Origin of the sequence: Oribacterium sp. FC2011 (assembly GCF_000701645.1) — a bacterium.
GTDB lineage: Bacteria > Bacillota > Clostridia > Lachnospirales > Lachnospiraceae > Oribacterium.
In genome coordinates this window covers 17,367-39,295 of the sequence record NZ_JNJM01000025.1, presented here as the reverse complement: position 1 = coordinate 39,295, position 21,929 = coordinate 17,367, and the positions used below count along the sequence as shown (strand labels likewise).

The following is a 21,929-nucleotide window of genomic DNA, read 5'->3' as shown; positions in this document are numbered from 1 at the left end:
CAAAGTATTTCAGATTCTATCTGTTCTGCTCATTTGAATTCTTATTCTTCTGCTTCATCATGTGATTCTCACCCCATGCTGAGAATTCATCCAAAATCACGATCATTGACTGACCGTCCTTTGTAAGTGAGTACTCCACCTTAGGAGGTATCTGGGCATATTCCTTTCGGTTTATAAGTCCGGCAGATTCAAGTTCTTTCAGATTTCTGCTTAAAGTTTTATAGGATATGTCATGTATATACCTCTGCAGCTCATTAAACCTGACTGTAGGATAAACAGACAGTGTGTACAGAATCGGCATTTTAAATTTGCCCGATACCAATGATAAAGCATATTCAAATCCGGTAGCGGGATTTGCCAGTTTTTCCTTTATGCTGACTCTTTTTTTCTTTTCTTCAATATTTTCTGCCATACATCCCCCTCATATTTATAGTTGAATCCCACAAGCTATTTTTTCTTCCATTCCAAGTTTGATTCTGTCACATACAACTATAAATCACGTACATTCTTTTGATCTATTTTATCACAAAAAAGAGGTGAATGCCTACTGCACTCACCTCTCTTAAATCATTTATTAGTTTGTTTCTCATCTGAGAATCAAAGCTGAGGACCTGCCTTAACAAGTGCCTTACCAGCCTCATTGCCCTGATACTTTACAAAGTTCTTCTGGAATCTCTCTGCAAGATCCTTTGCCTTTGCTTCCCACTCAGAAGCATCAGCATATGTATCACGAGGATCAAGGATACCTGTATCAACACCGGGAAGCTCTGTAGGAACCTCGAAATCAAAGTAAGGAATCTTCTTTGTAGGAGCCTTAAGAACATCACCATTAAGGATAGCATCAATGATTCCACGTGTATCCTTGATGGAAATTCTCTTTCCTGTTCCGTTCCATCCTGTGTTTACAAGATATGCCTTTGCACCGGACTTCTCCATCTTCTTAACGAGCTCCTGAGCATACTTTGTAGGATGAAGCTCAAGGAATGCCTGTCCGAAGCAAGCTGAGAATGTAGGAGTAGGCTCTGTGATACCACGCTCTGTTCCTGCAAGCTTAGCTGTGAATCCTGAAAGGAAGTAATACTGTGTCTGCTCCGGTGTAAGGATAGATACAGGAGGAAGTACTCCGAATGCATCTGCTGAAAGGAAGATAACATTATCAGCCTGAGGACCTGCAGATACAGGATTTACCTTCTTAACATTCTTCTCGATGAAATCGATAGGATATGAAACACGGGTATTCTCAGTAACGCTCTTGTCTGCGAAATCAAGCTTTCCGTCTTCAGAAACTGTTACGTTCTCAAGAAGAGCATTTCTCTTGATAGCATTGTAGATATCAGGCTCAGCCTCTGCATCAAGGTTGATAACCTTAGCATAGCATCCGCCCTCAAGGTTAAATACACCGTTGTCATCCCAGCCGTGCTCATCATCACCAATGAGAAGTCTCTTAGGATCTGTTGAAAGTGTTGTCTTACCTGTTCCTGAAAGACCGAAGAAAATAGCTGTGTGCTCACCGTTCATATCTGTGTTTGCTGAGCAGTGCATTGAAGCCATTCCCTTAAGAGGAAGGAAGTAGTTCATCATTGAGAACATACCCTTCTTCATCTCTCCGCCGTACCATGTGTTGAGGATTACCTGCTCCTTGCTGGAAACATTGAAAGCTACGCAGGTCTCTGAATTAAGACCAAGCTCCTTGAAGTTCTCAACCTTAGCCTTTGAAGCTGTGTAAACGATGAAATCAGGCTCGAATGATGCCTCTTCCTCAGCTGTAGGAGCGATGAACATGTTCTTTACGAAGTGTGCCTGCCAAGCAACCTCCATGATGAAACGAACTGCCATACGTGAATCCTTGTTAGCTCCGCAGAAAGCGTCAACTACAAAGAGTCTCTTGTTTGAAAGTTCCTTCTTTGCAAGGTCCTTAACGATAGCCCATGTATCTTCTGTCATCGGGTGGTTATCATTCTTATACTCATCTGTTGTCCACCATACAGTATCCTTTGAGTTCTGATCCATTACGATGTACTTATCTTTAGGTGAACGTCCTGTATAGATACCTGTGAAAACATCTACAGCGCCAAGCTCTGTATCATGTCCTACCTCATATCCCTCGAGGCCTTCCTTTTTCTCTTCTGTGTAAAGATCCTCATAAGATGGGTTATACACAATTTCTGTTGTGCCGGTAATGCCATACTTTGTTAAATCAATCTTTGCCATTTCTGTTTCTACCTCTTTCTCTTAGTTTAGTGCCAGTAATCCATTGCGGGGTTATACTGCCATATATACCCGCGTATTATTATACACTATTAGTTTTTAATGTCACTATCAATAATCTAATTTTTAACAATTTCAGAGTTTATGTTATCCAGGTGGATATTGCTGATATTCTTAAGTGATATGCCTGAGTCATTAAAGATATTAATATTATCAAAATATATGTCCCTCATTACTCCTTTCATATCACTGAATCCCTCTATCTCTATGGCATTACAGTCTATCCTCTTATCATCTTCATTAAGATACTTACCTATAATGTTTATATTATTAAAATGACAATCACTTATACTCGGATCAGACTTTGCCGCTTCACCATCATCATTATATCCGACACCGTGAATAAGAATACGTGAGAATCCCGAATCTCTTACATTGATGTTCTTAACATAACCTCCTCTTTTTCCGGTTGTCTTAATTTCAAAGCCATTTGAGCTGTTAGTGATATCACAATCCCAGATTTCGACATTTTCTATTCCGCCGGACATTTCCGATCCGATTATGATGCCGTGACCAAATTCACTTATGCAGTCAAAAATGCTGATATTTCTTGTTGGAATATTTATGATATTTCCTTCGGGATTTTTTCCGGATTTAATGGCTATTGCATCATCTCCGGTATAAAACCTGCAGCCAAAAATCACAGAGTCTCGGCTTGAATCCGGATCCCAGCCGTCACCGTTCCAGACATCCTTTGAGTAGAATTCACAGTTATCGGTTACAACATTCTCACTGTAGATCATATGTACATTCCAGGAGGCTCCGTTTTTTAATTTAAGTCCTGAAATCCTGACATTTTTGGAATTGGAAATGTTTATGAGCCTGGGTCTTGCTCTTCCCGGCAATGTCTCTGCTTTCTCATATTCGTCCAGATTTACATTTTCCAAATCCAGGCTTTTCTTCTCTTCATTAATAACATTTTCCGCAAGGACTTTTCCGCCGCTCTCTATAGTCCCTTCACCGAATATCAGTACATTTTCACAGTTTGTATCTGAGCTGTGATCCATGGTTCCCATGTTTATAAGGCTTGAGTAGCAGAGCATTTCGATACCCTCGAATCTGCTGGGGATCTTCGGAAGATAATCCCTTGGGTTATCAGTCCCCCTGATCACTGCTCCTTTTTCAAGATATATCTCCATATTGCTGTGAAGATGTAATGCGCCTGTCATATATACACCCTCGGGTATATATATCTGTGCCTTTTCATCTGCTGCATCAATGGCCATCTGAAGTGCTTTGGTATTCATGGTCTCACCGTCACCGACAGCATTGAAGGGAGCTTTAGTTACATTGATGATCTTCTTTTCCTTATTGGTTATAAAGCTTACCTTGTCTATTTTTTGATATTTACCCTGTTTTTTATCTGTAACATACTCAACCTTTATCTTGTATTTATGATTGGGTTTAAGCTTATCTACCGTGAAATGTGTTTTATCCGTTTCCCCGCGAAGATCTCCATCCAGATACACTTTATATCTGACAAAATCTGCTGCATCCAGTGGCTTATACCAAAATACTGTTACCGTGTTTGCTGTTACTAATGTATAGAGCTTGTTTTCTTTCATAATGCCTCGCTTATTCCGGCTGATTTCATGCTTCTGCTAGCTACTGCATGAACGTAACACCTGAGACGTTTCCGGTCAATGAACTTTTAAAGAAACAATTTAAAATCGTAAACTGAATTTTATAAATATTCTATAAATCAGACACAATAAGTTGTATAATATAGGTAATACAAATCCCAAGATATAGTAGATATCGGAGGTGACATATGATCAAGAAGTTTTTACTGGACACGAACATTTTGCTCGAGAATCCTCACTCTATGGTGGACGGATTTGCGGACAACCACGTGATTCTTTGCGGGACAACTCTTCAGGAGCTTGACAAAAAGAAGACCGTGGGCGGCGAAGTAGGTTACAATGCCCGCGAATGCTGCAGGATTCTGGACGAACTTCGTATGCAGGGTGATCTTTTGAAGGGAATCAAGCTTCCTAACGGCGGAAAGCTGTCTATCGAGCCGGACGGAGTCAAGAGCGAGTACCTGCCGGAAGGCTTTTCACTGGAGGTTCCCGATAACCGTATCATTTCCAGCTGCATTCACATCAAGCGAAACTCCAAGCGTACGCCGGTCATCCTTGTTACCAATGATATTTCCATGCGTATCAATGCCACCATCTGCGGAGTAAAGGTGGAAGGCTATAAGAACAGCATTATAAAAACCAGCGGCTATACCGGTCATATCGATCTTGACGTTCCAACCGAGTATATTAACTCCTTATATGCCGACAAATCTCTGATCCTTCCCGAGGACATTTCGGATACTCTTCTTGCCAATGAATTCGTAACTCTTCACGCAGGAAAGCAGTCTGCACTTTCGGTTTACCGTAACGGAAAACTTAATCTTATTAAAGAACAAACTCTGTTCGGAGGCATTAAGCCCAAAAATGCCATGCAGAAGTATGCAATGTGGGCTCTTACTGCTCCGGCTGAGGAGATTCCTCTTGTTATTCTTCTTGGACCTGCAGGCTGTGCCAAGACCTTCCTTTCTCTTGCCGCCGGTCTTGACGGAACCTACCAGACCCAGAGAAGAAGCGACAGCGAGTACATTAAGCTTCTGATATCCAGACCTACAGCCCAGAGCTTCGAGGATATCGGATATCTGCCGGGTGATCTTAACGATAAACTTTTCAACCTATACCAGAGCTTTTATGACAACATCGAGGTACTGCTTTCAGGAAACAGCCGGGATATGGAGGATCATCAGCAGGTTCAGACTCAGATGCAGGACATGTTTGATGACGGCGTCATCGAGGTTTGCGGACTCAATTTTATCCGAGGACGCTCACTTATGAACACTTATATGATCTGCGATGAAGCGCAGAATGCTTCCCGCACCATGATCCGTGATGTTATAACCCGTGCCGGTATCGGTACAAAGCTGGTTATCGCCGGTGACCCGAGTCAGATTGACGTTCCTACACTTGATAAACGTAACAATGGTCTGGTTTATGCTGCGGAACACATGAAGGGTTCACCTCTTTGTGCCATCATCCAGTTCGATTCCGGTTCCAGCGTCCGTTCACCTCTTGCCAAGGAAGCTATTCAGTGCATGAAGGGTTAAAAATTTATAAGAGGGAATAATTTGATATATCAAATTATTCCCTCTTAATTTTTTATCTGCATAAGATTACATTCCACTATTAAGTTTATACTTTCTTTATTTTCTGTTTATTTTTTATCCACAATTTTACCCTGTTTATCCATTTATTTCATGCGGTTTTTCTGATGAATTTTCGAAAAAATTCTTCTTTAAATGAAATTTGTCATCGGATATCCACAATTTTTTGCATTAATACTTCTGAATTGTGGATTTATACCCCAATAATTATTACCAAACAAAAAAATCCTTTTATATCAGCGTCTTCTATATTTACCTTTCCATCATAGTTTTACTCTTTTCTCTTTTTCCTCTATTCGCGACCACATATCAATTTGCTTAGTCAAAATTAAAGGGTTTTGACGTTTGGAGTTGTTTTTTTCATCTCCTCCTTGTCAAAACCCCTATAGATTCCATTTTTATTTTTGCCCGGCAGCCTTTTTCTCTTTTACCTTCCGGGCAAATTCCGCTGCTTCATAAAATTTCTTTACCTTTTCCTCAAGCTCTTTAAAGTCCAGCTTTAGTCCTGTCATAATGTTTTCTGCCGGCACTTTATCGTTAAAACTGTAGAATTTAGGAAGCGTTATCTCCTGAAAGTCATAAACCATCAGATTTTTATGCTCCACATCGATGATCCAGTACTCCCGAACTCCTGCTTCCTTATATTTTAGAAGCTTAAGATAGAGATCCCTTTTTCGGTCTTCCAGGTCACTTCCCAAAAACTCTATGGTAACTCTGGGAGCACCTTCAACAAACTCCCCTCCGGCAACCTGTTCCTCATCCTTAACCACACAAATATCAGGAACTATGACGGTTTTGTCATCCTTATCAAGCCTTACACCCACAAACATAAAGGGTCTTCCGTACTCTTCGCCTTCATTACAAGCCTTCATGATCATGCCGTAAAGGTTCCTAAGGTATATACCATAGATAGGAAGATAAGACTTCATTTTGTATATGTAACCATCGATGAGCTCTGTCCTGTCCTCTCTTTTCTGATTGTCTTCAATCGTGTAAGGTCCAATGTCGTACATTTTTCTCCTCTCCATAACAACAAAAGATACCATATCCTCTTTATCCGGAATCCGTCATCTGAAAATCTTCAAACCGGTCAGGAATCAATTCTATGTTAATACCAATTCCCTCATCTTAGGGAGCCCTTCCGTTTCATGACTTGCTATGATAATTGGTCTTCTGCCTTTGTTTTCCATGATATAGTTTATCACTCTGTCTCTGGTTTCCGGGTCAAGTCCTGTCAATGGTTCATCCATAATAAGAATATCCGAAGCCGGAAGCATTGCCCTTACTATGGCAACACGTCTCTGCATTCCACCGGACAGTTCCCTTACGGGTTTGTCCAATGCCTCTTCCTCCAGTATCTTCCCGAGAGCCTCTCTTGCTCTTACCCGGGAGATCATGGGGTCCACACAGGCCACGTTCTCCACTGCAGTAAACTGCTCCAAAAGCCGGTTTTCCTGGAAGACCATACCTACCCTGAGCTTTTTTCCACCTCCGGCAGCTTCTCCCATTGTTATCTCAATGCTTCCGCTGTCAGCAGTCTCCAAACCAGCCATGATTCTTAACAAGGTTGTCTTGCCGATACCGGAAGGTCCTCTCAAGAGAACGTCTCTGGAATCCGAGGCTGTATCAATCATGAGATTCACCTGGTCCAGAACTATCTTCCCATCATATGTTTTAGTAATATCCCTGAATTGAATCAGCACTGATATTCACCTCACTATTTCATAATGAATACATATAAATCGCCATTCTTCCACTTTCAGTTAGTGTCGCAAATGGTAATTGAAAGAATTTTTCACACTACGTTCATATTTAATCAGACTTTTATACACATCTTTAATACTTTCAGTATCAGCTTTTCAAGTATCATCGCCGTCAGTATGATGGTTATGGTCCAGGCAAAGAGGTCTGCTGTTTCAAGATATATTTTTGACTGATACAGGCTGTTTCCCACCGATTTCAGCGGCTGCCCGATAACTTCTGCAGCAACACCGCTTTTCCAGGCCATACCGAGGGCCGCCTGAAGGCTGCTATTCCAGAAAGGATACAGGGACGGCAAATATATGTAGCAAAGCTTCCTGAGCATCGGCATTCTGAATACCTCGGCCATCTCCAAAAGCTTTGGGTCCGTTGCCTTGAGTCCGCTGAGCGTATTCAGATACAGAACCGGGATAACCACCAGTGTACTAACGTAAAGGGATAAAATTTTGTTACCGGCCCAGATAAGTAAAATGATAACAAAACTGGCCACAGGTATTGCCTTCAATGTAGTTATGAAGGGTTTCAGAATATCCTCCACATACTTCTCCCTATAAGACAGCCATGCCAGTAATATCCCGATTATCGAGCCGATAAAAAATCCACCCATAATTCTTACTGCCGAAAACAGTATGGATTGCCAATATTCCCCCGTTAAAATCATTCTCTTTAAAGCTATAATCGTGTTAACGGGGCCGGCAAGCATGATATTGTTGTGCACCAGAAGGCTTGTCAGATGCCATATCAAAAGCCAAAAAATCACGATAAAAGACTTCTTTAACATATATATAGATGTTCCTTTTTATGCTGTTTTGTAGAAATCCTCTCCCGGAAGCTTTCCACCTACTGATTTAGGATTCTGATCAAAGAGAACCTGAAGGTATCCGGAAAGATTTGTTTTCATTTCATCTCCTGCTATTGCAACGATATTGCAGTTCGGTATAGCCTTTGCTGCTATAGGTGCCTTTGCAATGATTCCATACTTTGCAATAAGCTCAGAAGTTCCTTCGATGTCTGAATTGGCCTTCTCGGTGCTGGCCTTGTGATCTTCAATGAATGCCTCCACTTTGTCAGCATTAGCCTCAAGAAAATCATTACGTACTACTGTAACTCCGGTGAGGAGCTTTGATTCGGGTGAAACCGCATCCCACTCGTCTGTAAGGGAGAAAGCAACCTTAAGCTGATCATTCTGAGCAATTGCTACAGTCACAAATGGCTGAGGAAGAACTGCGATCTGATTCGGATCATTCTGAAGAAGTGCTGCAATCTCGGTTGCCTCAGACTTAAACTCAATGTTACAGTCTGTTACTTCATTTTTATCAAGAAGGAAGTTGATGGCATACTCAGGTGTTGCTCCCTGTCCCGTGGAAAGAAGTGTCTTTCCCGCAAGATCCTTAACTGATTTGATGCTGTCATCAGCTGTAACGCAGTAAAGGACACCAAGTGTATTGATATCTATAACGCTGACTCCCTGCTCTGTTTTGTTATAAGCAATGGCTGCAAGGTTAGCAGGGATAAGTGCTATATCAAGGTCTCCTTTTACAAGTTTTCCGAGAATCACATCCGGCTGTGTCTGCATCTCAAAAAGATAGCCGTTCTTATCTCCGGTCTCAACTTCGTTCATAAGGTTTACAAGGCCCATAGTGGTAGGTCCCTTGAGAGAGCCGACTCTTACTGCTCCTTCCGATGTGTCGCCGAATGCTTCCGTCTCCGTTGTCTCAACTGAAGCAGAGGTTTCTTCTTCCTTTGATTCCTCAGCTGCCTTACTTTCCTGAGGGTTTTCTGCTGCAGCTTCTTTTGAATCTTCTGATTCTGTCTTAACTTCTTCTGATGCACCGGTTTCTTTCGCTGCCTCTGTTGCTGCTTCTGCCGAAGCCGCAGCAGTGGTCTCTGCAGTTGTCTCTGTTTTCGCACTTCCGCAACCCACCAGTACCGATCCGGCAAGCACTGCTGCCGTTACAAGCTTTAAAAATTTGTTCTTTTTCATAATCTCCTCCTAAAAATAACTTTAAAAATTTCATCTTTATACAGAAAATTTCTTCCAAACTACCGTCTAATTATATTTCAACCCTCATACGCTAGCAAGTTTTTAATTCTGTTAAGAAAAGAGACCGGCTCGCGCCGGTCCCTTTCTTTTCATACTTCTATTCTAATTCCCCGCTATCAGAATTTATACTCATTTTTTAAGGCTTCAATGGCATTGAGATGAACTGTACCGTTATGTTCCTGCGTCACCGAATCCATAGTAAGCATGTACTTCGGATAATTATCTTTTATACTGTCAAGCGCAGCATACTCCTGACGCTCCATATATGGATCTGCTGTTGAGATAGCAAACTTGATATAACGATAACTTACCTTCACATCCCGTTCTTTTTCCTGATAAGAAGCTGCCTGATCATCTTCTGCCGCCATCTCATCAAAAAAATTATAACTATCTGTCATCACCACATCTGAAGTATTGTTGTCGTTTATCTCCTCATCAGAAGACCTATAGCTGTCTGCCTCCATGGCATTTTCAAAGGCTTTGTCATCAACCTCAAACCTTTCAACAGTTTCAAGCTTATCCTTCTTCTCACTTACTTCTCCGTAATTAGCATTTAAATATTGCTCAAGAACGTCTGCCAGGGAACCCGGTTCAGCTAATTCTGTTGATGTTCTAAACTCATCTGCTCTATCCCTGGTAACAAATGTCCTTCGGCTTACCGCAGCCATGGCGCGCTCTCTTGCCCTTGCATCAGCTTTTTCCTTGACCGCTCTAAGCCTCTCGGTAATACTGTTTTTAGTAACAACCTGAGCGATAACCTTGTTCCTTCCACCTTTACCGGAACCTGACGAAGCTGTACTTAGATCTTTCATAGACATATCGTCCTGCTGCTCTTCGTCAAAATCAACTATCTCAGAAAGAACAAAATCACACTCCCTCTTTCCGATTCGTCCTGTGGAGATGTTGTAATCTTTTGACTTAAGATACATGAAGATAACATTTTTCATGATCAGGCTGTAATCAATCTTTGAATCTGTCTTTTTTACAAAGTAAAAGCCCATATCTGTCAGATAATATTTCTGATCACCCTGAAGCTCTTTCTCGGTCTTGATATCAAACCTGTTGCAGCGATAAACCAGTTTGGCCTTCTCCATGATCTCCAGATATCTTTCCAGGGTTTCACGCTTTACAGGAATCTCTGCCTCATTTCTGAAATAGTCCGTAAGTTTGGTCATGCTGATGCTTTCGCCGAAGGTATCAATGATATAATCCTGCACTGTCTTGAAATATGACACATGTCGGATTTTTTCCATCTTTGCTATATCTTTTTTGAATATTTCTTCAAGAATTCCCGTTAGATATTTTCTTTTTTCCTGTAAATCGGAGCACTGAAGAATTTTAGGCATACCGCCGTCATGAACATAACGTGAGAATTCAAGGATAGGGTTTTCTTCTATCTTAAGATTCATAAAGTCCTTCATTCCTTCGTACTCAGAATAGGACAAGGGTAAAATTTCAAATACCTTGAAGCTGTCCCTGAACTTTGACTCAAAATCCTCACTCAGGATATACGAGCTGGAAGCAGAAAGGAATATTGAGCATCTGTCTTCCTGATAAAGAGAAAAGAGCAGTTCTTCGAATCCCTCCACCATCTGAATCTCATCAATAAAAAGATATATTATGCCCTCCCTTGACTTAATTAATCTTTCATTGATGACCCCGCGGAGTTTTTCTGCATTTTTCACATTTTTAAACTCTTTTGCATCCAAATCGATATGAATGAGGTTAGCGGTTGAATTTCCCCTCCAACGGAGCTCATTCATGATCATCTCCATGATACATGATTTGCCGCTGCCCCTTATACCGGTAAGAATTTTTATCATTTTTTTGTCCTGATAATAGCCCCTGATTTTCTGCAGATAATTCTTTCTCTTGTATAACTTCATAGCTGTGCACCTCACCCTCCCTTGATCGAGCAGCTTCTTAATGGGGTAAAAATTAATTTACTGTTTATAAATATTATAATCTGATAAATTTTTTCAATCTATATTTAAAAAATGACGTTTTAGTCTGTTTTTATATATTTTTATTACGAAAAAAATTTTTACTGTTAAATTTTGCCATATAAACAAAAGAGGGCAAATTCCGTTTGATACAGTTTTTGCCCTCTTCATCGTTTTATTTCATTTTTTTCTGTATTATTTTTACCCTCTTATGGATAATAAGCTCTGGTCTGCAACAGGGTAGTTTTAATTATGCATTAACCTTCTGACCGCTCTTTACATTTCCGCTTGTCATGAAAGTTATCTTATCGTCATCATTTACCTCTGTTATAACTGTAAAGGTCTGCATTGAACATCCGGAGCTCTTTACAGCATCCATGTCAACCTTGATAACAGGCTCTCCGGCTCTTACCACGTCTCCCTGCTTCTTCCATTCTCTTCCAAGCCCATACCGGATAACTTCCTCTCGCCTGTACATCTATGAAGAAGTAGTTTTCTCTGTCCTTCTGGAAAACGTCCCAGATATCCTCAGGATTCGGGCTGTATGGATAGAACTGACCGGCTGCCAGCATGCATCCGATTTTACCCCCCGGAATCATCTCATGTGCAAGCTTAACCGCTTTGGCACTTGCCAAAAGTTCATGGTGTGCGGCATTGTACAGAACAGTCTGTCTATCTTCACCCTCTTTAAAGAAGATTCCCGCTCCCATAAAGGACATATGGAGAAGCATATTTATCTCATTAAAGGTGATCCAGTACTTAACAAGATTCTTATAGCGGGTAAAAATCGCGGTACAATATTTCATATAAGTTTCTGTTGTAAAATGTCGATCCATAACAGCTGTTTTCATGCTAATATTGAATATGTTTAATACGTATTATTATGTTTCACATATAATTTACGTATTACGTAATAATACACATACAGGAATACACCTAATATGATCAAGATTATATTTTTTGATATCGACGGTACTCTGAGACCTTTTGAAACAGGCAATATACCTGAAACAACCATAGCTGCCATCAAAAGGGCCAACGAAGCAGGAATCATTACTGCCATTGCCACCGGCCGTCACTGGATGGAATTAAAGAATGAAAATCTCATAAAAGGAATGCGCTTTGATGCATTTGTTACCCTGGATGGGGAATATTGCTATGTTCTTGATAAGGCGATCGTTGACAAGGCTATATCACTGGATGAACATTCACATCATACAGAGGAATATGTCTTTGATCTTTCCGATCAAACTGAGCCCTTTTGCTATTTTGATCCACTGAACGGAACCTGCGTTCAGAAGATAGAAATTCCAAAGGATCAGGTTCAGATTGTCTTTGATTATTGCAGCAAAAACCATTTTTCCTGCCTTGTTGAAGAAGAGCGTTCCATCTATGCCAATTTCATCTCTGATGAGCTTATGAAGACCTTATATGAGATTAAAAGCGGTACTCCGCCGGTTGTGGATTTTTCCCGTGCCGGTGATAATCCTGTTTTTATGCTGATTCCAGTAATGGATTACGATAATTCCATAAAAATGAAGGACCATCTTACCGGATGTGAGATGGTAAGATGGTCCGACGGACTTAGTTTCGATCTGACTAAGAAGGGAATAACCAAAGTTTCCGGCATCGATTCGATCCTTCGTCATTATAATTTTTCTTTAGATGAAGCAGCCGCTGTGGGAGACGGATGGAATGATATCGGCATGCTGGAGCATTGTCACATAGGAATTGCCATGGGTAATGCCAAGGACGAATGTAAAGCTGTTGCTGACTATATCTGTCCTTCTATCTTTGATGATGGTCTGGCTGATGCGGTGGACTACATCATAAACTATAACCGTAATCATCCGGCTTGATCCATCTGAAAGTACTCATCTTTTCATTAATCTAAATCGTCTAAAAGTGCTATAGGCTTAGATTTTCATCATGCAGAACAATCTCTAATGGCTCTTACAACACACAATTAATTACAAAAACCACAAACCCACCCGCATACCGGGTGGGTTTGTGTTCCACGTGCTTCATAGTTTTTCTATCTCAAAGCTTGAAGCAGCACGCAGCACGTGGTCATGACCTATAAAATCAAGAAAAGTCAGACAATACCGTCTGACTTTTCTTGATGAAATTTCTATTTGTTTTCTGCCTCCGACTCTTTTGCAGCTTTTTCTTTCTCTTTGAGCTCTTTCGCTTCCTTTGATTCAATGGCCGCACCTTTATCTATTTGACCAAGCTTTATCATCAGATCTGATTTCTTTTCCAGCTCTTCTTTTTCATATTCCCTGCCATATTTTTCCGACAGGGTTTCCTTATCAGAGAAGAGATTCGTTCCAAGTCCTAATCTGTCCCCTTCTATTTCCACACCTAATGCAGCCAGAGTAGTTGGAAAATCATCAAAGGTGGTATAGTCTCTCTTTGCTTTTATTTCTGGTTCTTTTGGAGCATTTATAAATGCAGTGTATACCTTCCGGACGTATTCCTTGTCTACCTCATTACAGAAATCGTGATCCATGGTGGGATGGTCACCGGTTATAACTATTGTTGTATCTTCATACCAGTCCTGAGTTTTACACCAGTTAAGAAAACTTTCCACCTGCTTTGATGCACAGTGATAGACATTGGAATACTGGTCATCAAAATTGTCCGGACATATTTCGCAAACATAACCATCCGGAAAATGTGTATCAACTGTAAGTAATGTCACATTAAAAGGATCTCCGGTTTTTGAGAGATTCGTAAGCTCTTCCTTTGCATACTCATAAAGCTTTTTGTCTTCAAATCCCCAGTTAACCCAGTAATCTTTCGGAAATTTATTCTGCTTTTTCCAGTAACTGAAATCTTTTATCTCATAGTTTCCATGGCTTTGAAAATATAGCTTTCTGCCTCCAAAGTAGCCTACAGAGCCAAGAAGCAGTTCCTGTTTGTAACCTTCTTTATCCAGGATATCTCCAAGGGTTATAATCCCTGGAAAAAATGTTTTCTGGGTGTCCATGGCATTTTTATCTATGGATATTTTTAATGGCAATCCGGAAGTCTGTGCAAACATGGCTCCCATAGTCCAGGTTGATCCGGGCATGGAATAGCCTCCGTTTAGAGTTTCGTCTCCTGAAAAATCCTCATTATCCACAGCTATCCTGGTCAGTTCGGGAATAGTGTTTTCATTAAATGCTCCACCATGTTTACTGTCAGCAAAGGTTATTTCCGTAGATTCCAGATAGATGTATATAAGGTTTCTTTTCTTTTCCGGAAATCCTAATCTAACAGTATTCGGATCAACATAATTATCATCTATGAATTCTGACTTCTTAAATTGTGATGCTAGATAATTGCCGAGTTTAAGGTCATCCCAGGCGTTCAACACTGTAAATCCTGTTGTGAACAGAGCTCCTGTAAATGCAAAAATCAGCGCGTATCCATATTTTCTGTTTTTTCTGAAAACAAAGAATATTCCGATAAAAAACAGGGAAACCAGAGCTGCTGGTACTGTGCAATGTAATATGTATTCATTCAGCATCGCAGTACTTGTTCCCTGAAGCGGAGCAACCATATGATAAATGATCTCGTCTACAGTAAGCTCCGACCATGTGGCCATAAGCCATTTAACACTGAACATCAAAAGCATTGACAGAAATACCAGGATCACTGCCAAAATAGTTTCCACATCCGTTACCAGATTTTTGTGGTTTTTGTAAAATTTTTTCATAATCAAATATAGGTAACACGCTGCTTTAATGTGTTATCTTTATTTGCCTCCCCTACTAATTAAAAATCCTTTCCCATATATATTCTTTAAGTTTAATTTTATTTATTTATTGCATCAATGTACATTTTTTCTAAATAATCATCCTTAAAAGTCGTTTTTTTTAATTAACGTACCATTATCTGTTTCATTTTCCTTAAATGTATGTGCTTTAATCCACGTTTGTGTAAATTTTTTATTAATACAGTTGATTTAATATTTTTCATACTCTATATTTTGACTTGAACATATAGTTCCGAAATTATTATCAGAATATATGTTCATGTAAATACTTAGCTTTTTGTTATTTTGCATGATCCTTATGTAAACCGGGATGATATTATGAATTTATCTTTTAAAGAATATATGTTTGCCGAAAAACATAATTATATTACCCACAATGACAAATACGACAAGCTTAGACAGGTTCCACGTCATGGATGCACCAATACATTTGATCATTCAGTAAGAGTAGCTTTTCTTTCAAGCAGACTTGCAAGGCTGGTAGGTGTTGATTCTGATAGTGCCGCAAAAGTTGGACTTCTTCATGATTTCTGTCTTGTGGACTATCATAAGGATGATAAGCATGTTCATAACGGTCGATGGTATTGCTTTTATCATCCGGAGGATGCCGTTATAAATTCTGAAAATGAAGGTTTTCTCCTTTCTGATTTAGAGAAAAAAGCTATTTGGAGTCATATGTTTCCTTTAGCTACTTCTATCCCTACCTCCAGGCTTGGATACGTTTTAACCATAAGTGATAAAATAATCGCTGCACAGGAATCATTTGTCAGTGCAGCTGAAGGATTTAAGAAACTAAAATATAGTACACGTAAAGGATAATATGAATAAACTAATCAATCCCCAGGAGACAATTAAAATCATTCAAAGCAATGATTTTAAATTTCAAAAAAAATTTGGTCAGAATTTCCTGATTGATGAGAATGTTCTTTCTAAAATCATTACCAGTTCTGACATAACAAAAGATGATTGCGTTCTGGAAATCGGTCCGGGTATCGGAACCATGACTCAGGCCCTTGCTGAAGCGGCAGGTCATGTAATCGCAGTAGAAATCGATTCAAATCTTATTCCAATACTAAATGAGACATTAAAGGACTATAACAATGTCACTATAATCCATTCTGATGTGTTAAAGCTGGATTTTAATGATCTCATCTCGACCTATAATAATGGAAATCCCATAAAGGTAGTTGCAAACCTGCCATATTACATTACAACTCCAATCATAATGGGTCTTTTTGAAAGTAAGGCTCCTCTCCGATCCATAACTGTAATGGTTCAGAAGGAAGTTGCAGATCGAATGCAATCCGGTCCCGGTACAAAAGATTACGGTGCTTTATCTTTGGCCGTTCAGTACTATTCCGTTCCTTCCATTGTGCAGCTTGTTCCACCTAACTGTTTTATTCCAAGGCCTAATGTGGGGTCTGCTGTAATCCTTCTGACCAAGCATACGATTCCACCGGTTGTAACAAGAGATGAAGCATTTATGTTTTCTTTGATTAAATCTGCTTTTGGTCAGCGTCGTAAAACATTACAAAATTCTTTGCTTTCCGGTTCTGATATCTCTAAAGACCTGACGATCAGAGCATTAAATGAAATGGGTTTAAGCGAAACCCTAAGGGGTGAAGCTTTATCGCTGGAGCAGTTTGCCACACTTTCAAATCTTCTTTTATCTTACAAATAACAAAAAACATCTATGAATTGTGTACTTTAACAATTCATAGATGTTTTTTTCATGCTTAAACACTATTTAACAATGATAATTTTAGGAGACCCATTTTTATTGATGTTTAAATTCATGGCAATATTGCTATGAATCGATTTCTGTTGGATTCAAATAACTTTTCAGCATCGTCCCTTCCCATTACAGTTTGAGAGTTTCCATTTATATCCGTCAAAGTTATATTCCGCTGATCATAAGCTGTAATATAATTTATTTCATCATTTGTGTAAGCAATTAGCGGATAACCCTTATTCAGATAATACAGGGCTGAAATCATATCCATTCCTGTTGCATTAAGAACTGTATACTCATCAATTTTCTGTATGGTCTCTTTTACGTTTGCATTTGCAAGCAACTGTGAGATTTCCGTTATTTTATCACTTGCCTTATTAATCTTAACTATAGCGCTCTTATCTGCCCTGTTCCAGATAATATCTCCGTCCTCATTTATTACATATCCATAATCATCATGGACTTTTCGATAAGCGTCTCTTAAAGTTCTTTCCTTACCTCTGTAATGTCCCAAGGAGTATGCATAGAAAACGTGGTTTTTTTCTGAGGCCTCTGATATATTCAGCTCTATATTTGAGGCCCTTTCTATTGAATAGTTTTTAGCCGTCTGATATCTTACCTCTTTATTTCCTATATCATTTATTTCGATATATTTTACTTTTCCATACTTGCCTGAATTTGTCGTTCCCAATACTTCTGATTCTTCATTTGTATTCTTATTCGAGATAATGGTTTCACTTTTTACGAATCTATAGTTTCCGTTTACACTATTTTCAATTTCATCAAATTTTATTCTGATTCCATCTACAAATATATTGGTGAAATAAAGACCCTCTTTTTTATATTCCGTTTTCTCATTTGTTTCAGCATCTGTAATATGTATAGCGCTTACCGGAATATCACTGTCATAAGTAAAACTCTCTGCATTTCCCTCATCAATTTCTCCATATATCAGATCATCCTGATTGAATCCTAAAACCCTGATGTATGAATCATTTTTTAATATATCGATCTTTATATTATTTTCCAGATCAATATGTGTTATCTTCCTGGAATGGTATATATCTTCTTCCTTTGGATCCTGGTATGCTACATAACGCTGACTTTCTGAACTTGCAAATTCTATATCATTCAGTCCCGATTCAACCATAAATACTTCAAAACTATTTGTATCTATACCAAAGATATTTCCCTTGTAATACATATATAGTCTTTTATCCTTTGTAAGATATGCCAATCGGTTGACATTATTCTTGATAACCTCATAAGACTCAGCTAAAGGTATAATGAAGTTTTCAATAACTGTTTCTTTAGCATAATCATAGGTGTAATAGACTATTCCCGTTTTTCCTTCATGTTGTCCTCTGTTAATGTATCCATATAAGAGAAAATTTACATTTCCGTTTTCTTCCACAGATAGTATTTTTATATCATGTTTATCGTAATTTTGCCTAAGACTGTCATTTGTTCTTAGAGTAAATATTTCAGTAGCTTTTGGATTCTTTCCCTGTTCATATATCCATAAATCTTTATTTGATTTAAATGCTATATAATCCTTATTCTCTGATGTTACAACTGAAATATCCTCATCATTCCCTATACCAAGTATGAGCTTCTTGTTTTTGGCAGAATCTGATTTTTTGTTATATACTTCATGAGTCTTTCGATCAAAATCCATTATATATATTCTGCTAGGATCATATCTTAGAACATAATTATCTTCATTATCAAATACTGTTTTTTCTCCCTCATCTTCCATTTCGGATTCATATTGTATCTGGATTTCCGACATTAACCCATCATATTCTTTTAATGTTACATAATACTGACCGGATAATTTCATTTCTGTGTCACTCCAGGTTATCTGGTTAAAACTATTATGTAAATCTATATGAGCCAGAGTATTATTGTCAGCTATATTGTTTGATTCAAGATATGTTGAAAGATTCTTTGCTTCATTCTTATCAAATGTACATAGTGTAAATCCAATAGCTATATCTTCTAACTCTTTGGTATGATCTTTATCCGTCCACAGGATTCTTGTATAGTAGTTTAATGTTTTCTCACCTGTATCCAGAATTACCTTCAGTAAATATTGCTGATCCTTTTTAATAAGGTTCTGAATGGGAACAATGATACTGGTATTATTACCATCTTTATCTATACTCTTAATGTCACCCTTTTCTATTAATTGTTCCAGATTCAATGATCTTATCTCGTATTTAGCAGAAATTGCTGTATGATCATATTCCCAAATATTAAGCTTAAGCTGTCTGTCTTCAGGAAGTATTGTAATCATATCTCTTACTGCTTTATTTCCCATATCCTGAATATATGCATGCATTGGATTGATAATGTATCCATTAGTTTCTACATACAAAACCGGAAGTTTTGATTCATCAAGTGTGCTATAGACTTCTATAGCATGTTCCATAGATTTGAATGAAATAAAGAAATAAACAAGAAGAGCAGCAATGAATATGCCGCTCATAAATAATGTTCTTTTTATTAAATTTATAGTATGTTTCTTCACTGTTGTTTCTCTCTATATCCTAATGCCTGTTCAAGCGCCAGTTTTTCCTCGGATCCTAACTCCACTTCAGTTGTACCTGCGTCTACATCCTTTATATATAAAAAACAACCTTCCCTTGAATGTACTGAGTTAATTACAAATCCTGTATTTGTATAATCCAGCAATGCCACTGCAAAAGACATATTTCCGCCTAAACCGCCAAATGCATTATATTTTATCAGACCGAATTTCTGGAATGATGCTCTTATATTTTTATTGAGAATACGCATCACTTCCTTATTCTTCTGGTCTTCAATTTCCAGGTTTTCAACATGTCGCTGTAATTCTACAAAATAATCTTCTAATGTTTCCGCATCCTTTCCCCTCATGAAGTAATCATATTGTTTATACAGCTTTGTGTACTTAACATTGGCTCTTACCGCAATAATCAAAGCCAGAATACCTACAAAGAGTCCCCCCGCTGCTATTGCGATAAGAACTATATTCAAATCAAACATTTTAACCTCCATGAGTCAGACACAAGTCCACTTATTATAGATTTATATCTGACCCACCAATTAAGCCTGAAAGTTTACTTTCAAACTTTTCTCTCATTAATCAATCTTCTCTTGATGAATTTAAAATCATATAAAGTCTGTCCAATTCATCCTGAGAATAATATTCAATTTCCAATTTGCCCTTATCCTTATTTTTTGGAACGATATTTACCTTAGTTCCAAGTTTTGCTTTCATCTTCTTCTCAAGGTCTTTATATAATATCTTTAATCTCTTAAGTTCTTCTGCTTCCGGAGATTCATTCCTGCTCTTATTTTCTTTAGATAGCTTATCAAGCTTAACAAGTCTTTCTATCTCTCTAACGGAAAGATTTTCAGCCGCACATTTATCCGCAATCTTCTTTCTCAGTTCACGATCGTCTATTACAAGTAATGCACGTGCATGTCCCTGTGTTATCCTTCCATCTCTGAGCATTTCAAGAATATCTTCATCAAGCTTCAGCAATCTCAGACTGTTAGTTATGGTAGATCTGTTCTTAGATACTTTTTTTGCAACCTCTTCCTGTGTAAGGTTGAAATCTTCTATCAGAGACTGGTATGCTAATGCTTCTTCTACCGGATTCAGGTCCTCTCTCTGAATATTTTCAATGATAGACATTTCTCTGCTGGTTCTATCATCAACATTCTTAATTACTACCGGGATTTCTTTGAGACCAGCCATCCTGGCCGCTCTCCATCTTCTTTCACCTGTAATTATCTCATAAAAAGCGCCATTTTCTTTTACTACAATTGGCTCGATGACACCATATTCTTTTATATTGTCAGCCAATTCCTGAAGCTTTTCTTCGTCAAAATACTTTCTTGGCTGATTCTTATCAGGCTGGATTCTGCTCAGCTTAATTGAGAATGCACCGATATTTTCATTATTCTCATTTATCGAATTTTCATTCTGATAATCACTATTGTCTTCTTCAGAAAAATCTATTTCCTCTACAATGATATCTTCTTTTTCATTTGATTCCGGAGTTACGATATCTGTTTTAGCATTTATTTCTGAAATTACAGTATCCGGTTTTTCATCTATTTCCTGAGTTACAGTATCTATATTTTCATCTATTTCCTGAGTTACAGTATCTATATTTTCATCTATTTCAGAAGTTACAGTATCTGTTTTTTCTCTTTCATTTTTTTCCGCTACTGTTTCTGCTACTGTTTTGTATGTCTTGTGTTTTTTTTCTGTATTTAACTGTGTATTTCCAAATATCGCATTCAGACCTTTTCCAAGACCTCTTTCCTGTTTAGCCATATATTTCGTCTCCCTTACTCATTACTTCCGCTGCAAGTTTTCTGTAACTGTCGGCTCCTGTAGAGGATGATTCATACAATGTAATCGGTAATCCATGACTTGGTGCCTCTGCTAATCGCACATTTCTTGGGATTAACGTTTCATATATATTTCCATTATAGTTTTCTTGTACAGTCTCAACGACCTGCTGTGATAACTTATTTCTTCCGTCATACATTGTGAATACAATTCCTTCTACAACGAGATCCTTATTTAATCCCTGCTGTACGATGCTAATTGTATTTAATACCTGATTTAATCCTTCCAGTGCGTAATACTCACATTGTATAGGAATTATTACTGAATTAGCTGCTGTTAAAGCATTTACTGTAATAGTTCCTAAGCTAGGAGGGCAATCTATAATAATGTAATCATACTTATTTTTATATGGTGTAAGAAGATTTTTAAGAATCAAATTTTTATCTTCCTGTGAAACAAACTCTATATCTGCTGCAGCCAGGTTCATGTCTGATGGTATCAAATCCAAATTGTCTATTACATCAACCAGTATTGCTTCATCCATTGAGCATTCATCTGTTAATACACTATATATTGTATTTTCAGCTTCATCTAACTCAATGCCGAATCCACTTGTAGCATTTCCCTGTGGATCAAAGTCCAGTAGTAATATCTTTTGATTTGCTTCAGCAAGTGATGCTGCTAAGTTAATAGCGGTTGTGGTTTTTCCTACTCCGCCCTTCTGATTTGTAATTGCGATTATTCTACCCATAACTCTCCCTACCTGTTATTTTATTTCTTTAATGATATTTCATGTAATTATATATAATTTGAGTTAAATAATTGATGATTTTATATTTGATTTATATTCTTTTAATTGATTTTTTATATAGAATGTTTCACGTGA

The 21,929-nt window shown here is 38.3% G+C and carries 19 protein-coding genes; 4 read left to right on the top strand and 15 right to left on the bottom strand.

Features of this window, described 5'->3' with window-relative positions; all coding sequences use genetic code 11:
* Positions 1-16 precede the first annotated feature (16 nt).
* From T357_RS0115750 to T357_RS0115740, 3 genes are all read right to left on the bottom strand, one after another.
* Positions 17-412, bottom strand: a complete 396-nt coding sequence (locus tag T357_RS0115750) for a winged helix-turn-helix transcriptional regulator (protein ID WP_081828216.1) — start codon at positions 410-412, stop codon at positions 17-19.
* Between the two features lie 185 nt (positions 413-597).
* Positions 598-2,211 (bottom strand): phosphoenolpyruvate carboxykinase (ATP), encoded by a 1,614-nt coding sequence (gene pckA / locus T357_RS0115745; protein ID WP_031554714.1) that lies wholly within the window; start codon positions 2,209-2,211, stop codon positions 598-600.
* A 116-nt stretch (positions 2,212-2,327) separates the two neighbouring features.
* Positions 2,328-3,833 carry a glycosyl hydrolase family 28 protein gene (locus T357_RS0115740; protein ID WP_044917183.1) on the bottom strand — a complete coding sequence of 502 codons (1,506 nt, stop codon included), beginning with the start codon at positions 3,831-3,833 and terminating at the stop codon, positions 2,328-2,330.
* A gap of 206 nt (positions 3,834-4,039) precedes the next feature.
* On the opposite strand from T357_RS0115740, the gene T357_RS0115735 reads away from it, so the two are divergent.
* A complete protein-coding gene (locus T357_RS0115735; protein WP_031554709.1) occupies positions 4,040-5,392 on the top strand; it encodes a PhoH family protein in 1,353 nt (450 codons plus the stop codon).
* A 455-nt stretch (positions 5,393-5,847) separates the two neighbouring features.
* On the opposite strand, the gene T357_RS0115730 is transcribed toward T357_RS0115735, so the two are convergent.
* The 7 genes from T357_RS0115730 to T357_RS0115700 all read right to left on the bottom strand — a co-directional run bounded on the left by T357_RS0115730 (position 5,848) and on the right by T357_RS0115700 (position 12,033).
* The gene (locus T357_RS0115730) at positions 5,848-6,462 is read right to left on the bottom strand and encodes a Uma2 family endonuclease (protein WP_031554708.1); all 615 of its coding nucleotides are present in this window, start codon (positions 6,460-6,462) and stop codon (positions 5,848-5,850) included.
* Positions 6,463-6,552: 90 nt separating this feature from the next.
* The gene (locus T357_RS0115725; protein ID WP_031554706.1) at positions 6,553-7,152 is read right to left on the bottom strand and encodes an ABC transporter ATP-binding protein; all 600 of its coding nucleotides are present in this window, start codon (positions 7,150-7,152) and stop codon (positions 6,553-6,555) included.
* 113 nt (positions 7,153-7,265) lie between these two features.
* A complete protein-coding gene (locus tag T357_RS0115720) occupies positions 7,266-7,817 on the bottom strand; it encodes an ABC transporter permease (RefSeq protein WP_197027362.1) in 552 nt (183 codons plus the stop codon).
* A gap of 192 nt (positions 7,818-8,009) precedes the next feature.
* Positions 8,010-9,194: an ABC transporter substrate-binding protein gene (locus T357_RS0115715; RefSeq protein WP_031554702.1), complete on the bottom strand. Its 1,185-nt coding sequence runs from the start codon at positions 9,192-9,194 to the stop codon at positions 8,010-8,012.
* Between the two features lie 176 nt (positions 9,195-9,370).
* Entirely contained in the window at positions 9,371-11,140 is a 1,770-nt protein-coding gene (locus tag T357_RS20535; protein WP_049962494.1) for an ATP-binding protein, read from the bottom strand.
* Between the two features lie 307 nt (positions 11,141-11,447).
* Positions 11,448-11,612: a hypothetical protein gene (locus T357_RS20965; RefSeq protein WP_197027361.1), complete on the bottom strand. Its 165-nt coding sequence runs from the start codon at positions 11,610-11,612 to the stop codon at positions 11,448-11,450.
* Positions 11,578-12,033 carry a family 1 glycosylhydrolase gene (locus T357_RS0115700; protein WP_031554698.1) on the bottom strand — a complete coding sequence of 152 codons (456 nt, stop codon included), beginning with the start codon at positions 12,031-12,033 and terminating at the stop codon, positions 11,578-11,580. The genes T357_RS20965 and T357_RS0115700 overlap by 35 nt, the downstream gene beginning before the upstream one ends.
* A gap of 105 nt (positions 12,034-12,138) precedes the next feature.
* Between T357_RS0115700 and T357_RS0115695 the strand changes: the two genes are divergently transcribed.
* Positions 12,139-13,056, top strand: coding sequence for an HAD hydrolase family protein (locus tag T357_RS0115695; protein ID WP_031554696.1), 918 nt, complete (start codon positions 12,139-12,141; stop codon positions 13,054-13,056).
* A gap of 272 nt (positions 13,057-13,328) precedes the next feature.
* On the opposite strand, the gene T357_RS0115690 is transcribed toward T357_RS0115695, so the two are convergent.
* Complete coding sequence (locus T357_RS0115690; RefSeq protein ID WP_242840132.1) at positions 13,329-14,858, bottom strand: sulfatase-like hydrolase/transferase; 1,530 nt, start codon at positions 14,856-14,858, stop codon at positions 13,329-13,331.
* 420 nt (positions 14,859-15,278) lie between these two features.
* Between T357_RS0115690 and T357_RS0115685 the strand changes: the two genes are divergently transcribed.
* Together T357_RS0115685 and rsmA are read left to right on the top strand one after the other, a co-directional pair.
* Complete coding sequence (locus tag T357_RS0115685) at positions 15,279-15,779, top strand: HD domain-containing protein (protein WP_044917182.1); 501 nt, start codon at positions 15,279-15,281, stop codon at positions 15,777-15,779.
* A gap of 1 nt (position 15,780) precedes the next feature.
* A complete protein-coding gene (gene rsmA, locus T357_RS0115680) occupies positions 15,781-16,641 on the top strand; it encodes a 16S rRNA (adenine(1518)-N(6)/adenine(1519)-N(6))-dimethyltransferase RsmA (RefSeq protein ID WP_031554689.1) in 861 nt (286 codons plus the stop codon).
* Between the two features lie 112 nt (positions 16,642-16,753).
* On the opposite strand, the gene T357_RS0115675 is transcribed toward rsmA, so the two are convergent.
* From T357_RS0115675 to T357_RS0115660, 4 genes are all read right to left on the bottom strand, one after another.
* Complete coding sequence (locus T357_RS0115675) at positions 16,754-19,225, bottom strand: hypothetical protein (RefSeq protein WP_031554688.1); 2,472 nt, start codon at positions 19,223-19,225, stop codon at positions 16,754-16,756.
* On the bottom strand, positions 19,222-19,722 hold the full coding sequence (locus tag T357_RS0115670) for a DUF4446 family protein (protein ID WP_090819024.1): 501 nt from the start codon (positions 19,720-19,722) through the stop codon (positions 19,222-19,224). The genes T357_RS0115675 and T357_RS0115670 overlap by 4 nt, the downstream gene beginning before the upstream one ends.
* A gap of 100 nt (positions 19,723-19,822) precedes the next feature.
* Positions 19,823-21,025, bottom strand: coding sequence for a ParB/RepB/Spo0J family partition protein (locus T357_RS0115665; RefSeq protein ID WP_081828212.1), 1,203 nt, complete (start codon positions 21,023-21,025; stop codon positions 19,823-19,825).
* Complete coding sequence (locus tag T357_RS0115660; protein WP_031554682.1) at positions 21,018-21,794, bottom strand: ParA family protein; 777 nt, start codon at positions 21,792-21,794, stop codon at positions 21,018-21,020. The genes T357_RS0115665 and T357_RS0115660 overlap by 8 nt, the downstream gene beginning before the upstream one ends.
* Between the last annotated feature and the right edge of the window lie 135 nt (positions 21,795-21,929).